The organism is Amycolatopsis sp. NPDC043887 (genome assembly GCF_056435665.1).
Genome location: NZ_JBWKEB010000012.1, coordinates 88,853 through 102,666, shown reverse-complemented (window position 1 = coordinate 102,666; position 13,814 = coordinate 88,853). Strand labels below are relative to the sequence as shown.

The window sequence follows — 13,814 nt, the reverse complement described above, 5'->3', positions numbered from 1 at the left end:
GCGGGTCAGGCGTAGGAAGCGACCAGTTCGACCAGCGTCCGCGCCGCGAAACCGGTGGCCCCGGGCACGACGTCGGCGTAGGTCTTGTCGGCCCGCGCGGGGCCGGCGATGTCGAGATGCGCCCACGGCACGTCGCCGACGAACTCCCGCAGGAACAGCGCCGCGACGATGCCGCCGGGACCACCCGGCGCCTGCCGGACGTCACCGAGCGAGCCCTGCACGGATTCGGCCAGATCCTCCAGCAGCGGCATCCGCCACCACGCCTCGCCGACCCGCTCGCCCGCCTTCGTGACCCGCTCCGCGAGCGCGTCTTCGGTGGCGAAGACGCCGCCGGTGCGGACGCCGAGCGAGACCTTCATGGCGCCGGTCAGTGTCGCCGCGTCGATCACCGCGTCCGGCTTGTGCTTCTTGATGCCGTAGACGAGCGCGTCGGCCAGGACCATGCGGCCCTCGGCGTCGGTGTTGCCCACCTCGGTGGTCTTGCCGCCGTAGTGCCGGACGATGTCGCCGGGCCGGTACGACGAACCGGACACGTGGTTTTCGGCGGCGGGCACCAGCCCGGTCACCTTGACCGGCAGGCGCAGCGCCGCGATGGCGCGGACCGCGGCGATGATCGCCGCGCCGCCCGCCATGTCGGTGCGCATGAGGTGCATGCCGTCGGCCGGTTTGATCGAAAGACCGCCGGTGTCGAAGGTGATGCCCTTGCCGACCAGCAGCAGATGCGTCGTCGCTCCGCGCGGCCGGTACTCCAGCTCGATCAGCCGCGGCGGCGCGGCCGACCCGCCGCCGACGGCGATGACGCCGCCGAAGCCCTGCTCGGCCAGCCACTTCTCGTCCCGCGCCGTCACGGTCAGGTTCGGGATGCCACCGGCGGCCCGGGCGGCCGTGTCAGCGAGCCAAGCGGGGGTTTTGACGTTCGACGGCGTGTTCGCCAGGTCGCGCGCGAACGCGGCGGCCGCGGCGAGTTCGCGGACCCGCTCCAAGGCGTCCACGGCGTGCTCGTGACGTGTGACCAAGCGCACGGTCCGCAGGCTCGGCTTGGGGTCCTCGGCCGTCACCGTGAACCGGTAACCGCCGAGCAGCAGCCCGAACGCGAGTTCCTCGACGTGCTCGGCGCCCGCGTCCTCGGGCAGCTCGACGGCGAAGGCGCGGAACGCCTTCTGCCCAGCCTTGACGTCTTCTTCCAGCGCCGACGAGACAGCGCGGACCAGCGCGGCGCCGGCCTTGCGGTACTGCTTCGGCTCACCGTCGCCGACACCCGCCAGCCAGCGGACACCGCCGGTCGGCACGGTCTGCACGTCACCGGCCTTGCCGGTGGGCCGCACGCCGCCGATCTCCGCGAGTCCGGCGTCACCGTCCTCTTCGGACGGCGCGGCGACCAGCGTGGCCAGCGGCGTACCGCGCCTTAGGTCGTCCGAGACCTCAAGTTCGAGCAGCTTCCCCGGAACGGGGGGTAGCGGGTTACGCACAGTGAGCGACCTCCGGGCGCAGATGAACCGCGACCCCGGCCTCCGAGGGGAGACCGGGGTGCGGGTGGTTGAACGTTGGTGCGGTCCGGCTCAGCCGGTGACCTCCTGCAAGGCCGCGCCGAGATCCTTCGCTTCTTCCGCGGAGAGTTCGACGACGAGGCGCCCACCACCTTCGAGTGGTACGCGCATCACGAGGCCCCGCCCCTCCTTAGTCACTTCGAGGGGACCATCTCCGGTCCGGGGCTTCATGGCCGCCATAGCGTGCTCCCTCCGTCTCAACCGGCGCGCCCGGGTCGCGCTCGTCAAAGCCAGCCGGGTCTACTGTCCATTGTCCCTCATCAGCGGCCGAGCGCGAACGCGGACCGATCTTTTGCCGCCGTATCGGTGCTGGTATGCGGCTCGCGAGGCTGAAAGACTCGTCTCCGACCGCAGTTTCGCCGACTAGGAGATCCCGTGACCACATCCGACGTTCTGCTGACCGCCGACGCCGATGGCGTGCGCACCTTCACGCTGAACCGGCCGCAGGCGTACAACTCGCTGACCGTCGAACTCAAGGAACTGCTGCTGGCGGGCCTGACCGAGGCCGCGGCCGACGACAGCGTCCGCGCGGTCGTACTGACCGGCTCGGGCAAGGCGTTCTGCGCCGGGCAGGACCTGAAGGAGCACGTCGGCCTGCTGCAGGCGGGTGACCCCGCGCCGCTACACACGGTCAAGGAGCACTACAACCCGATCGTCAAGACCATCGTCGGGATGCCGAAGCCGGTCATCGCGGCGGTGAACGGCCCCGCGGCCGGCGCGGGCGCGGCCTTCGCGTACGCGAGCGACCTCCGGATCGCCGCGACGTCGGCGAACTTCCTGATGGCGTTCGCGAACGTCGGCCTCGGCCCGGACTCGGGCGCGTCGTGGACGCTGCAGCGGCTGATCGGTCTCGGCCGAGCGGCGGAACTGATGCTGCTGGCGCGCACGGTCGACTCCGCTGAAGCGCTGACACTCGGCCTGGTCAGCGAGGTCGTCCCGGACGAGGAACTGGCCGCCCGCGCGCAGAAGGTCGCCGCGAAGCTCGCGGCCGGCCCGACGGTCGCGTACGCGAAAATCAAGAACGTCCTGTCGGTCGCCGCCGAGTCGTCCCTCGAAACCGCGCTGGCGGCCGAGGACGAGGCCCAGACCGCGCTCGGCGCGACCGCCGACCACACCGAGGCCGTCGAGGCCTTCGTGGGCAAGCGCAAGCCGAACTTCCAGGGCAAGTAGCCGCTGGGTCGTGAGTGGCGATTCGGGTTCTAACCCGAATCGCCACTCACGACCGGGCCCGGAAGCAGTCCTTCACGTGGTCGTCGACCATCCCCGTCGCCTGCATCAGCGCGTAACAGGTCGTCGGCCCGAGGAACACGAAGCCGCGCTTCTTGAGTTCCTTCGCCATCGCCTTCGACTCGTCGGTGATCGCCGGGACGTCGGCCATCCGCCGCGGCCGCGTATGCGAGGAGGGCGCGAACGACCACAGCAGGTCGTCCAGCGAACCGTCGAGTTCCTCGATCGCCCGCGCGTTGTTGATCGCCGCCAGGATCTTGGCCCGGTTCCGCACGATCGAAGCGTCTTCCATGAGCCGGGCAACGTCGTCGTCGGTGAAGACGGCGACCTTCTCCGGCACGAATCCGGCGAACGCCTCCCGGAAGGACTCGCGTTTCCGCAGGATCGTGATCCACGAAAGCCCGGACTGGAACGACTCCAGGCACAGACGCTCGTACAGTTCCTCGTCGCCGTGGAGCGGGACACCCCATTCGGTGTCGTGGTACTCGACGTAGTCCGGGGCCGAGTTGCCCCACGAACACCGCTTGATCCCGTCCGCGCCCAGCAGACCCGCCTCAGCCAACCCGATACCCCTCCGCGTACTTCACGAATCTCTGCAGGCAAAGCCGCAGCCCCAGTTCGAACCCCGGTTTCGCGACCGGCCAGCCGAGCCGTCCGACGACGCCGAACGGCGGCCGCAGATGCTCCGCCCAGACGAACGTCGACGCGTGCGGCCCCTTCTCGATCACCTGGAACACCCCGGTGCCCCGCACGATCTTGCCGGTATGCCGCACGACGCAGCGCAGCGGCGGTTCCCAGCTGGTGATCTCCATGGTGTCGGTGAACCCGATCCCAGCCACGCCGGTGAACGCCGACAGTTTCGAGCCCACGCTACGCCCGTTGCCTTCGACGACCTCGACCTCGGTGCCGAGCATCCATTCGCCCTGGCGTTCCCAATCGGTCAGGGCGAGCCAAGCCGTCCCGGCCGGTACCGCGACGTCGACGGAGACGACGACATCGGTCACCTGGCGCCCTCGCGCTCTGCCTCCAGTTCGGCCACCTTGGCGCGCAGCTCCTCGATCTCGACGCCGAGCCGCCGCATCACCCAGTCCACTTCGGACATCTTGTAGCCGCGCAGCACCATCTGGAAGCGGACGGCGTGGACGTCCTCGGCGGTGATGTCCTCGGCGGGCAGCCTGGTCGGCGAACTGCCGGGCGGCAGCGGGGCCAGCTCCTCACCCCGGCCGAACACCACGGCGGCCAGCAGAAACACCACGGCGGCCACCAGCAGCATGACTACGAGATAGATCAGGGCGGTCGTCACGTCACGATCGTGGCACACGAACGCCACGATCGTCGCGCCAGCAACGCGAGTCGCACGCTGACCACCACCCAGAGCACCATGAGGATCCCGCACGGCACCGACAGGAACAGCCTCGACGCGTCGATGAACCCGGTGGCGATCACCAGCAGCGCCACCGAAAGCAGGTTCAGCCCGACGGCCTCGCCGATCAGCACGCCGGCGGTCTTGACCAGCCGGGTGCCGTCCATCCGCCGGGACAGCCAGCGCATGGAGACGAGGGCGATCACGCCCAGCACCGGCACGATGAAGACCGAACCGTGGGTGAACTGGGCGATGTACTTGTACCAACCCGGCGTCGGCGCGAGCTGCGACCAGTCGCCGAAGGTCCATTTCCGGGCGAGCTCCCAGGCGAGCTGCATCAGCGGCACGCCGAGGATCAGTTTCCACAGGGTGCGGGTGCCGCTGTGCATGCCCAGTTCGGCCTGGTAGTCCCGGGCGATGAGGTGCACCGGCCCGAAGTCGGCGACGGCGCGCCGCTGCGCCTCGTGTTCGCTCCAGCCGCCGTCGCGGTACGCGTCCGCCGCGTCGTTGAGCCCGTCGCGCGCCTCGCGCAGCAGATCCCGTTTCGCCGACGCCGGGCCGTCCAGCCGCGTGCGCAGCTCCCCGAGATAGGCCTCGATCACTGTCATGCCGTGGTTCTCCAACTCCGCGCGGCGACCGTGAGCCGCATGCTGAACAGGATCCAGGTCCCGGACAGGACCGCGCACGGCACGCTGACGAGCAGGCGGGCGGGCTCCAGAAGTCCGGTCGCGCCGCCGTAGGTCGCGACCGCGACGAGGTTCAAGCCCACGGCCGCGGCCAGCGTCCACGAGACCGCGCGCGCGACCGGCGGACCGGCCGTCCGCCGCGAGAGCAGCCGTGCCGCGAGCAGCCCGGCGATCGCGACGGCCGGGGACAGCGCCGCCAGCGTGTCGGCCACGCCGATCGCGCGGTGGTACCAGGACGGCGGAGCGCCGAGCCGCGACCAGTCGGCGAAGACCCGCGCCAGATCCCAGGCGAGGATCAGCAGCGGGACACCGGCGATCAGCTCCCACAGCACGCGGATGTCCCGCCGGAGACCCAGTTCCGCCTGGTAGTCGCGAGCGATCAGGTCTGCGGGGCCGAATTCCACGACGGCACGGCGTTCGGCTTCGGCTTGGTCGGCACCGCCCGCGCGATAGGCGTCGGCCGCGTCGACCAGACCGTCCCTCGCCTCGGTGAGCAGATCGGCTTTCGCCGCCGACGGCCCGCGCAGCCTGCCGTCGAGATCGCCGATGTAGGCCTCGATCGCGTTCATGCGGCGAGCGCGCGCCGGGACCGGAAGGCGGGCGCGAGCAACCAAAGACTGAACGCCACCCAGCCCGCCGCCAGCACGTTGCACGCCAGGCTCACGTTCATCCTGGACGGATCGAGGGCAGCGGTGCCCACGGTGAGCAGCAGCAGCGCCAGCAGGTTCGTGCTCGCCGCGGCGCCCACCGTCCACCGCGTCACCTTCCCCAGCCTGACGCCGTCGAGCCTGCGCCCCAGCCGCCGGGCACCGAAAAGCGCGACCACGCCGATCAGCGGCGGAACGATGACCAGGACGCCGAAGAGTTCGATGACGGACATGTACCACTCCGGGTTCGGCTTCCCCGAACGGCTCCAGTCCCCATAGGTCCAGATCCGCGCCAGCTCCCAGCTCACCTGAATCAACGGGATTCCGACGATGACCTTCCACAGGGTGCCGATGTCACCGCGCAACGCCAGCTCGGCCTGATAGTCGCGCGCGATCAGGGCGACCGGGCCGAAGTCGGCGACCGCACGACGTTCGGCTTCCGCCTCGTCGATGCCACCCTCGCGATACGCCTCGGCCGCGTCGACCAGACCGTCCCTGGCCTCGATGAGCAGATCGGTCTTCGCCCTCGGCGACCCGTTCAGCCGCCTGCCCAGATCGCCGATGCAGCCGTCGATCGCGCTCATGCCGTGCTCCCCCCGAGGACACCACCGATCACGGTGGTGAACTCCTGCCACTCCGCCCGTTCCGCGGCCAGTGCCTTCTGCCCGGAGCGGGTGAGCTTGTACGTACGACGTTTGCGGCCGGACACGACGTCCCATTCACTGGCAAGGAACCCGGCGCGCTCCAAGCGGCGAAGCGCCGGGTAGACGGTGCCCGTCGGCAGGTCGAGCGCACCGTCACTGCGGAGCTGGAGCGCCTCGATGATGGCGTACCCGTGCAGCTTCCGGCCGTCGAGGACGGCGAGGAGCAGCGCGTCGAGGTGCCCGCGCAGACTGTCGGCCTTCATAGATAGACAGTCTATACATCGCCGCATACCAGGGTAGCCGGGACATTCCCGGAGCGGCCTCAGGGAATGTCCCCGAGATCACCCCGATTTCATAGATTTAGTGCCTACATGTAGCCAGCCTACGTATACAGTGCCTCGACATGGACGCACTCCCGATCGCGAGACTCCAGTTCGCGACGACGACCTCGTTCCACTTCCTGTTCGTGCTGCTCACACTGGGGCTCGTGACACTCGTCGCGGTGATGCAGACACGCTCCGCGTTCGGCGGCAAGCCCGAACTCACGCGGATGACTCGTTTCTGGGGCAAGCTTTACGTGATCAATTACGCGCTGGGAATCGTCACCGGAATCGTGATGGAATTCCAGTTCGGGCTCACCTGGACCGGCCTGTCCGCGGTCGCGGGCGACGTCTTCGGCGCACCGCTGGCCATCGAGACGCTGGTGGCCTTCTTCGCCGAATCGACCTTCCTGGGGCTCTGGATCTTCGGCTGGGGGCGGCTGAACAAATGGGTCCACCTGACGCTGATCTGGCTGGTCACGCTGACCGCGTACGCCTCGGCGCTGTTCATCATGGTGGCCAACTCGTTCCTGCAGAACCCGGTCGGCACGCACGCCGAGAACGGCGTGCTCGAACTCGACGACTTCGGCGCGCTGTTCACCAACCCGGCGCTGACGATGTCGCTGCCGCACGTGCTGAGCGCGGCGCTGATGACCGGCGGCTTCTTCGTGGTCGGCGTCAGCGCGTACCACTTCATCAAGCGCACCGAGGAGATCGAGTTCTTCCGGCGTTCGATGCGGGTCGGCGTACTCGCCTCACTGATCGGCAGCACACTGGTGATCAACTTCGGTTTCGGCCAGTTCGGCCCGCTCGGTGACTACCATCCCGGCAAGCTCGACGGAGCGGATCCCCTGGTCGGCGCCTCGCTGGGCTTCATGATCCAGATCGGGTTCATCGCCTTCCTCGCTTCGCTCCTCGGCACGGTGCTGTTGTTCCGGAACTGGATCACCAAGGTGCGGCCGCTGCTGTACGTGATGGTGCTGGCCGTCCCGCTGCCGTTCGTCGCGGCGATCCTCGGCTGGCTGGTGCGGGAGATCGGCCGCCAGCCGTGGCTGATCCGCGGGCAGCTGACCACCGCCGACGCCGTCGCGGCGATCCCGGCGGGGCAGATCCTGTTCTCCTTCATCGCTTTCACCCTGTTGTTCCTGGTGCTCGCGATCGCCGACTGGGTGCTGATGTCACGGGTCGCGAAACGCGGCCCGGAACCCGTCGAAGAGGCGGCCGCGCCCCGTGCCGAGCTTCCCGTCCTGAGCGGAGTCTGACCGATGGTGATCCTCTGGTGGTGCGTGCTCGGTTTCCTGACCGCCGGCTATTTCGCGCTGGCCGGCTACGACTACGGCGTCGGCATGCTGCTCGGCAGGCTCGGCCGTGACGAGACAGGGCGGCGGCGCGTGCTCGGCGCCTTCGGCCCGTTCTTCCTGGCCAACGAGGTGTGGCTGGTGGCCGCGGTCGGTGTCCTGTTCGGCGCTTTCCCGCATCTGGAAGGAAAAGTGTTCGCCGGGGCGTATCTCCCGGTCGTCACCCTGCTGCTCGGGCTGGTCACCTTCACCGCGGCGGTGCAGCTGCGCAGCAGGCGGCCGGACGCGGGCCGCGGTGCCTGGACGCTGGCGATCACCGTCGGCGCCTGGGTGACGGCGGTGTCCTGGGGTGTGTTCCTCGGCAATCTCGTCCTCGGGCTCCCGCTCGACGCGGCCGGGAAACCGACCGGCGACGTCCTCGCGGTGTTCAGCCCGTACGCGCTGCTCTGGGGCGCGGGGTTCGTCGCCTTGTTCGCCTTGCAGGGCGCGGCTTTCCTCGCCTTACGGGCGCCGGCCGAGCTCACCGCCCGCGCGAACCGGATCGCCAAGGCGCTGCTCGCGCCGTCGCTCGCGTTCCTGGTCGTGGCGGTCGCCTGGGGCGCCGTCGAGACCACCGCGTCATGGTCCGTGCTGCCCGCGATCGTGCTGGCGTTCGGTGCGCTGGGCGTCGCGGCCGCGGCCTTGCGCGCCGGACGGCACAAGACGGCACTGGTCGCCACGATGACGCTGTCCGCGTCACCGGTGCTGGCCGTCGGAACGGCGCGCCTGCCGGACGCGCTGGTGTCGTCTGTGGACGGAGGGTTCTCGTTGAGCCTGACGGAAGCGGCCACCAGTACCGAGATGCTCGGGCTGCTCACCTTCGTCCTGCCTCCCGCCCTGGTGGCGATCGCCGCCGTGCAATGGGTGACCTGGCGTAAGCACGACAGCCGGGTCGACCAGCGCTCGCTGCTGCACTTCTAGGAGCTTGAGATGCCTCCCCTTCCCGGGCTGCGACGCCATTTCGGCGTACTGGCCGTCCTCGGAACGCTGACCGCCGCGGCGATCCTCGTCCAGGCCGACGGCCTCGCGACGCTGCTCACCGGCGGCGGGCTGACCTGGACTCTCGTGGCCGCCATCGCGGTGCGGGCGTTGCTCGCGGGCGTCCAGGGCTCCGTCGGCGGCCGGTTCGCGGCGACGGTCAAGGCCGGGCTGCGTAAACGGCTGCTCGGCGCGGACGTGGAGAAGCCCGGTGAGGTCGCGACCCTGGTGACCAAGGGGATCGACGCGGGCGACGGCTATCTGACCGGTTATCTGCCGACGGTGGTGCTGTCGGCGATCGTGCCGGTCGCGGTACTCGTCCGGCTGTTCGCCGCGGATCTGTCGTCGGCGCTGATCATCACCGCGACGCTGCCGCTGATCCCGGTGTTCGCGATCCTGGTCGGGCAGCACACCAAGGCGAAGACCGCCAAGCAGTGGTCGCTGCTTTCCAAGCTGGGCGGGCATTTCCTCGACGTCGTGCGCGGGCTCGGCACCCTCAAGGTGTTCGGCCGCGCGGAGGCGCAGGCGAAGACGGTGCGGGCGATGGCGGACGCGCACACCGACGCGACGATGCGCACGCTGCGGGTCGCGTTCCTGTCCGCGCTGGTACTGGAACTGGTGGCGACGCTTTCGGTGGCGCTGGTCGCGGTACCGATCGGTTTCCGGCTGCTCGAAGGCGGCATGGTCGTGCACACGGCGGTGCTGGTGCTGCTGCTCGCCCCGGAGGCGTACCTGCCGCTGCGGGCGGCCGGGGCGAAGTTCCATGCCAGCGCCGAAGGGCTCGCCACGTTGCGTGAGGCGCTGGCCGTGCGTTCGGAGGATGTCGTCCGCGGTTCGCGCGTGGCCGGCCGCGGTGCGCCGCGGATCGTGCTGGAGAAGGTGAGCGTCGCGTACGGCGACGAGATCGTACTGTCCGAAGTGGACATGACGATCGACTCGGGCGAACACGTCGCGCTCGTCGGTCCCAGCGGTTCCGGGAAGAGCACGCTGCTGGCGGTCCTGCTGGGCTTCGTGACGCCGACGTCCGGCCGGGTCCTCATCGACGGCGTCGATCTGCGCGAACTGGATCCTCTGACGTGGCGGGCCGGGACGGCCTGGGTACCGCAACGGCCGACGTTGTTCACCGGGACCGTCGAGGAGAACATCGCCATGGGCCAGGTACCGGACGTCCAGGCCGCGGCACGCGCGGCGGCGTTCGACGAGGTCGTGCGCGGGTTGCCCGACGGCTACCGGACGCGGATCGGCGAACTGGGCGCCCCGCTTTCGGCCGGGCAGCGGCAACGGCTGGGTCTCGCCAGAGCACTGGCCCGCACGGAGGCGGGGCTCGCGCTGCTCGACGAGCCGACGGCCAGGCTCGACGCGGAGACCGAAGCCGCCGTGCTCGGCGCGACCCGCGAACTGCTCACCGGCCGGACCGCGGTGCTCGTGGCCCACCGGCCCGCGATGGCCGCGCTGGCCACCCGCGTCCTCGAAGTCCACGAGGGCGCCGTACGAGAACGGGAACTGGTGTGAACGTCTGGGGCGTGTCCACAAAGGACGCCGTGCGGTTGGTCCGGGCGGGGTTGATCGCGGCCGGGGCGGAGATCGCCGGGCTGGCGTTGATGGCCATGGCCGCTTGGCTGCTGCTGAAGGCGGCCGAACAGCCGCCGCTGGCGTCGCTCACGGTGGCGATCGTCGCCGTCCGGACGCTGGCGTTGCTGCGCGGCGGCCTGCGTTACGCGGAACGGCTCGCCGGGCACGAGGTCGTCCTGCGGTATCTCGGCGCCCTGCGGACCCGCGTGTACACGTCGTTGCTGCCGCACCGGGTCTCCCGGCATTCGGGCGGCGATCTCGTCACGCGGCTGGTGTCCGATGTGGACGCCGTGCAGGACGCGATCCTGCGGTGCCTGCTGCCCGCCGGTGTCGCCGCGTTCGTGGGTGCGGCGTCGACGACGGTCGCCCTGATCGCCAGCCCGGCCGCCGGGCTCGTGCTGGCGGTCGGGCTCGCCGTCGCGGGGATCGGCTTGCCGTGGTCGTGCGTGCGGATCACTCGCACGGCGGCGGAGAAGAGCGCTCCGGCCCGCGCGGACCTCGCCGAACGGTCGGTCGAGCTGATCACCGGGCGTCGGGAGCTGATCGCCTACGGTGTGCACGAGTCCACTGTGGACGCCGCGCACACCGCTGTCGACGCACTGGCGGTGCGGGACCGCGCGACAGCGAACCGCACGAGCCTGCTGACCGCGGCCGGGATCCTCGTTCAGCTGCTGACCTGCGTCACGATCGCGCTGACCGCCGGGGTTTCACCACCGCTGACGGCGGCACTGGCCCTCGGGGCGCTGGCCGTGTTCGAGCTGGTCCTCCCCCTGATCGCGGCCGCCCAGCGCTGGGTCGAGGTCCGCGCGTCGGCCGAGCGGGTGCGCTCGCTGCTGACGGAACCGCCGCCCGCACGCGGCACCGTGGCGCCCGAGCCTGGGCATCTGCGGCTCGAAGGGGTCGGTGTTCGGTTCGAGGGCAGGGCCCCCGCGCTGAACGGCGTCGACCTCGACCTTCCGCCGGGCAAGCGGGTCGGGATCGTGGGGCCGAGCGGGGCCGGGAAGACGACGTTGCTGAACGTACTGCTGGGTTCCGTGGCGCCGACGTCCGGGCGCGCTCTGCTGAACGGGAAACCACTGGAGACCTACGACCCGACGCTGCTGCCGTCGGTGATCACGGGCGCGCTCGCGGACGCGCACGTCTTCCACACGACGGTCCGGGAGAACCTGCTGCTCGCGAAGCCCGGCTCTTCCGACGCCGAACTGCTCGACGCGTGCGCTACGGCCGGTTTCGACCTGCCACTGGATCGCGAAGTCGGCTCAGACGGCGACTCGCTGTCCGGCGGGCAACGCCAGCGGCTCGTGCTCGCTCGGGCGGTGCTGGCCGCGCCGCCGGTGCTCGTGCTGGACGAGCCTGTCGAAGGGCTGGACCCTGAGCACGGCGACGCCGTCCTGGCGGACGTGCTCGCGGCCGCGCGCGGCACCGTCGTCCTGGTGACGCATCGTGAGTCGCAGGTCGCCGGGTTCGACGAAGTCCTACGTCTGTAGGTCGCGCACGTCCCGCATCGGCGGCCGGTCACTCACCGACACCTCGGCGACCTCCGGCAGCCATTCGTCACCTACTTGCGCGAACTGGGTGAGCTGGGCCGGATCGTCCGACTTGATGCCGCAGCGCGCGAGCGCCGTCCCGAGGATTTGGCGCGCCATCACCCCGAGCTGAAGCAGTGAGCGGTTGCGATGCTTGCGTACACCGAGATTGACCTGCGCGAGCCCTTCGAGGCCGTAGCGCGCTTCGGCGTCGAGAATGAGCCCGATCTCGACGCCGTACCCGGCCGCGAAGGGCACTGATTCGAGGAACTCGCGCGTCGCGGCGTACTCGCCTCCAAGGGGCTGAATGAGCCCGGAGAGCGAAGGTCGCAGCGCCGAGAGGACCGGTCGTGCCAGCAACTCGGTGACCCGGCCGCCGCCGCTGCTCTCCAGCCGCAGCGGCCGCCGGTAGAACCCTTTGACCAGGTGGACGCCGGTTTCGCAGAGCAGGGGCCCGAGCAGGGTCGGCACGAACGCCGGATCCGGGTCGACGAGGTCGGAGTCGAGGAACACGACGACGTCACCGGTCGTCGCGGCCAGCGACCGCCACAGCACCTCGCCCTTGCCCGGCACCGGCGGCAGCTCGGGGAGCACGTCCTCGCGGTGCACCACGCGCGCGCCGGCGCGGGCGGCGAGCTCGGCGGTGGCGTCGGTGGACCCGGAATCCATCACGATCAGCTCGTCGACGACCGTGCCCAGCAACGGCCGGACCGTCCCCACGACCTCGGCGACGGTGTCCTCTTCGTCGAGTGCCGGTAGCACGACCGAAACCGTCCGGTCACCCTTCGCAGCGACGATGTCATCGACCGTCCAGCCGGGGTTCTGCCACGTACGCCGCTCGAACCAACTCATGAGTAGTGATCGTGCCATGCTGGAGTCCGACACCCTGTCGATGGAGGAACCTTGCTACCGCTACTCGTCCGATTCGTGCTCGGCCCGCTGGTCAGAGCGCTGTACCGCCCCGAGATCCGCGGCGTGGAGAACATTCCCGCCACCGGGCCGGTGCTGCTGGCACCCAACCACCGGGCGGCGCTGGACACCGGCGTGATCACTTTCACGGCGATGCGGCAGGTCAAGTTCCTCGGCAAGGCGGAGTACTTCACCGGTCGCGGGCTCAAGGGCAAACTGATGGCCGGTTTCCTGGGCGGCCTCGGCTACGTCCCGGTCGAACGCGGCAACGCGCAAGCCGGCCTCGCCGCGCTGGAAGCGGCTCGGAAGGTGCTCGACGCGGGCGGCGCGTTCGCGATCTACCCCGAAGGCACCCGCTCGCTGGACGGGCGGCTGCACCGCGGCCACACCGGTGTCGCGGCCCTGGCGCTGGCGACCGGCGCGAAGGTCGTGCCCGTCGCGCTTTCCGGGACCGAATACCTGCAGCCCGCCGGGAAGCGGATCCCGCGGCGGGCGAAGATCACCGTCACCTACGGTTCGCCGCTGGACTTCTCCCGGTACGAGGGGCAGGACTCGTCGCCGGCGATCCGGCGCTCGGTGACCGACGAGATCATGTACGCGATCCTGGAGATTTCGGGGCAGGAGTACGTCGACTCGTACCACAAACGGCCTGATCAGAGCGCTGCCTGACGGTCGAGCCGGGCCGAAGTGGTAGCAAAGGTCCCTTGCTCCCCTGCTGCTCGCGGGAGTTGGACTCTGCCGGGCGCGGCTGGTCTGGGTGAAGTGCTGTGAAGGCCAGCCACCCCAAGCGCACCAGTGACCCCACACGCCACAAGCAACGCGCCCGCAGGAGTCCCACTAGCCACGGCAAGCAGGCCTCAGGGTCCCGGCAACGGCGATTGGTGAGGGGTACGGCGAACGCGGCGTGGGGCGCGGTCCGGCACTCGGCTTCACCGGAACTCAAGGGAGCGAAGCCCTCAGGTGGGTCGTGGGGGGGGTTTTTGGGTTGGAAACCAAAAAACCCCCCCCCCCCCCCCCCCCCCCCCCCCCCCCCCCCCCCCTCCGCCCCCCCCCCCCCC

At 70.1% G+C, this 13,814-nt stretch carries 16 protein-coding genes; 6 read left to right on the top strand and 10 right to left on the bottom strand.

The genetic code is table 11. The features are described 5' to 3' along the window. Positions 1-5: 5 nt before the first annotated feature. Both AC069H_RS29305 and AC069H_RS29300 read right to left on the bottom strand, forming a co-directional pair. On the bottom strand, positions 6-1,469 hold the full coding sequence (locus AC069H_RS29305) for a leucyl aminopeptidase family protein (protein WP_478234484.1): 1,464 nt from the start codon (positions 1,467-1,469) through the stop codon (positions 6-8). 90 nt (positions 1,470-1,559) lie between these two features. Next, positions 1,560-1,727 carry a DUF3117 domain-containing protein gene (locus AC069H_RS29300; protein WP_005155393.1) on the bottom strand — a complete coding sequence of 56 codons (168 nt, stop codon included), beginning with the start codon at positions 1,725-1,727 and terminating at the stop codon, positions 1,560-1,562. Positions 1,728-1,922: 195 nt separating this feature from the next. Here AC069H_RS29300 and AC069H_RS29295 point away from each other — a divergent pair, with 195 nt between their 5' ends. Next, on the top strand, positions 1,923-2,717 hold the full coding sequence (locus tag AC069H_RS29295) for an enoyl-CoA hydratase/isomerase family protein (protein WP_126736366.1): 795 nt from the start codon (positions 1,923-1,925) through the stop codon (positions 2,715-2,717). 46 nt (positions 2,718-2,763) lie between these two features. On the opposite strand, the gene AC069H_RS29290 is transcribed toward AC069H_RS29295, so the two are convergent. The 7 genes from AC069H_RS29290 to AC069H_RS29260 are packed head-to-tail and all read right to left on the bottom strand — an operon-like array spanning position 2,764 to position 6,377. Then, positions 2,764-3,336 carry a DNA-3-methyladenine glycosylase I gene (locus AC069H_RS29290; RefSeq protein WP_478234483.1) on the bottom strand — a complete coding sequence of 191 codons (573 nt, stop codon included), beginning with the start codon at positions 3,334-3,336 and terminating at the stop codon, positions 2,764-2,766. Then, the gene (locus AC069H_RS29285) at positions 3,329-3,778 is read right to left on the bottom strand and encodes an SRPBCC family protein (protein ID WP_478230800.1); all 450 of its coding nucleotides are present in this window, start codon (positions 3,776-3,778) and stop codon (positions 3,329-3,331) included. The genes AC069H_RS29290 and AC069H_RS29285 overlap by 8 nt, the downstream gene beginning before the upstream one ends. Continuing rightward, the gene (locus AC069H_RS29280; protein ID WP_340684462.1) at positions 3,775-4,077 is read right to left on the bottom strand and encodes a DivIVA domain-containing protein; all 303 of its coding nucleotides are present in this window, start codon (positions 4,075-4,077) and stop codon (positions 3,775-3,777) included. The genes AC069H_RS29285 and AC069H_RS29280 overlap by 4 nt, the downstream gene beginning before the upstream one ends. Then, positions 4,074-4,745, bottom strand: a complete 672-nt coding sequence (locus AC069H_RS29275; RefSeq protein WP_478230802.1) for a permease prefix domain 1-containing protein — start codon at positions 4,743-4,745, stop codon at positions 4,074-4,076. The genes AC069H_RS29280 and AC069H_RS29275 overlap by 4 nt, the downstream gene beginning before the upstream one ends. Beyond that, entirely contained in the window at positions 4,742-5,392 is a 651-nt protein-coding gene (locus AC069H_RS29270; protein ID WP_478234482.1) for a permease prefix domain 1-containing protein, read from the bottom strand. The genes AC069H_RS29275 and AC069H_RS29270 overlap by 4 nt, the downstream gene beginning before the upstream one ends. After that, positions 5,389-6,054 (bottom strand): permease prefix domain 1-containing protein, encoded by a 666-nt coding sequence (locus AC069H_RS29265; protein ID WP_478234481.1) that lies wholly within the window; start codon positions 6,052-6,054, stop codon positions 5,389-5,391. The genes AC069H_RS29270 and AC069H_RS29265 overlap by 4 nt, the downstream gene beginning before the upstream one ends. Then, entirely contained in the window at positions 6,051-6,377 is a 327-nt protein-coding gene (locus AC069H_RS29260) for a helix-turn-helix transcriptional regulator (protein WP_005155407.1), read from the bottom strand. Before AC069H_RS29260 ends, AC069H_RS29265 begins: the two co-directional genes overlap by 4 nt. A gap of 140 nt (positions 6,378-6,517) precedes the next feature. Between AC069H_RS29260 and AC069H_RS29255 the strand changes: the two genes are divergently transcribed. From AC069H_RS29255 to cydC, 4 genes are read left to right on the top strand one after another with little or no spacing between them, the layout of a single operon-like run. Next, complete coding sequence (locus tag AC069H_RS29255) at positions 6,518-7,696, top strand: cytochrome ubiquinol oxidase subunit I (protein ID WP_478234480.1); 1,179 nt, start codon at positions 6,518-6,520, stop codon at positions 7,694-7,696. A gap of 3 nt (positions 7,697-7,699) precedes the next feature. Further along, on the top strand, positions 7,700-8,692 hold the full coding sequence (locus AC069H_RS29250; protein WP_478234479.1) for a cytochrome d ubiquinol oxidase subunit II: 993 nt from the start codon (positions 7,700-7,702) through the stop codon (positions 8,690-8,692). A gap of 9 nt (positions 8,693-8,701) precedes the next feature. Then, a complete protein-coding gene (gene cydD / locus AC069H_RS29245; protein ID WP_478234478.1) occupies positions 8,702-10,261 on the top strand; it encodes a thiol reductant ABC exporter subunit CydD in 1,560 nt (519 codons plus the stop codon). Further along, entirely contained in the window at positions 10,258-11,808 is a 1,551-nt protein-coding gene (gene cydC, locus AC069H_RS29240) for a thiol reductant ABC exporter subunit CydC (RefSeq protein ID WP_478234477.1), read from the top strand. The genes cydD and cydC overlap by 4 nt, the downstream gene beginning before the upstream one ends. Here cydC and AC069H_RS29235 read toward each other — a convergent pair. Next, positions 11,797-12,699, bottom strand: coding sequence for a glucosyl-3-phosphoglycerate synthase (locus AC069H_RS29235; RefSeq protein WP_478234476.1), 903 nt, complete (start codon positions 12,697-12,699; stop codon positions 11,797-11,799). The genes cydC and AC069H_RS29235 overlap by 12 nt on opposite strands. Before the next feature lie 51 nt (positions 12,700-12,750). On the opposite strand from AC069H_RS29235, the gene AC069H_RS29230 reads away from it, so the two are divergent. Then, entirely contained in the window at positions 12,751-13,425 is a 675-nt protein-coding gene (locus AC069H_RS29230) for a lysophospholipid acyltransferase family protein (RefSeq protein ID WP_478234475.1), read from the top strand. Positions 13,426-13,814: the final 389 nt, after the last annotated feature.

What these genes read in the sequence shown, in the direction of transcription:
- AC069H_RS29235 (WP_478234476.1), bottom strand. Translation starts at nt 12,699, where the DNA reads ATGAGTTGGTTCGAGCGGCGTACGTGGCAGAACCCCGGCTGGACGGTC.
- AC069H_RS29250 (WP_478234479.1), top strand. Translation starts at nt 7,700, where the DNA reads ATGGTGATCCTCTGGTGGTGCGTGCTCGGTTTCCTGACCGCCGGCTAT.
- AC069H_RS29260 (WP_005155407.1), bottom strand. Translation starts at nt 6,377, where the DNA reads ATGAAGGCCGACAGTCTGCGCGGGCACCTCGACGCGCTGCTCCTCGCC.
- AC069H_RS29300 (WP_005155393.1), bottom strand. Translation starts at nt 1,727, where the DNA reads ATGGCGGCCATGAAGCCCCGGACCGGAGATGGTCCCCTCGAAGTGACT.
- AC069H_RS29265 (WP_478234481.1), bottom strand. Translation starts at nt 6,054, where the DNA reads ATGAGCGCGATCGACGGCTGCATCGGCGATCTGGGCAGGCGGCTGAAC.
- AC069H_RS29270 (WP_478234482.1), bottom strand. Translation starts at nt 5,392, where the DNA reads ATGAACGCGATCGAGGCCTACATCGGCGATCTCGACGGCAGGCTGCGC.
- AC069H_RS29255 (WP_478234480.1), top strand. Translation starts at nt 6,518, where the DNA reads ATGGACGCACTCCCGATCGCGAGACTCCAGTTCGCGACGACGACCTCG.
- cydD (WP_478234478.1), top strand. Translation starts at nt 8,702, where the DNA reads ATGCCTCCCCTTCCCGGGCTGCGACGCCATTTCGGCGTACTGGCCGTC.
- AC069H_RS29275 (WP_478230802.1), bottom strand. Translation starts at nt 4,745, where the DNA reads ATGACAGTGATCGAGGCCTATCTCGGGGAGCTGCGCACGCGGCTGGAC.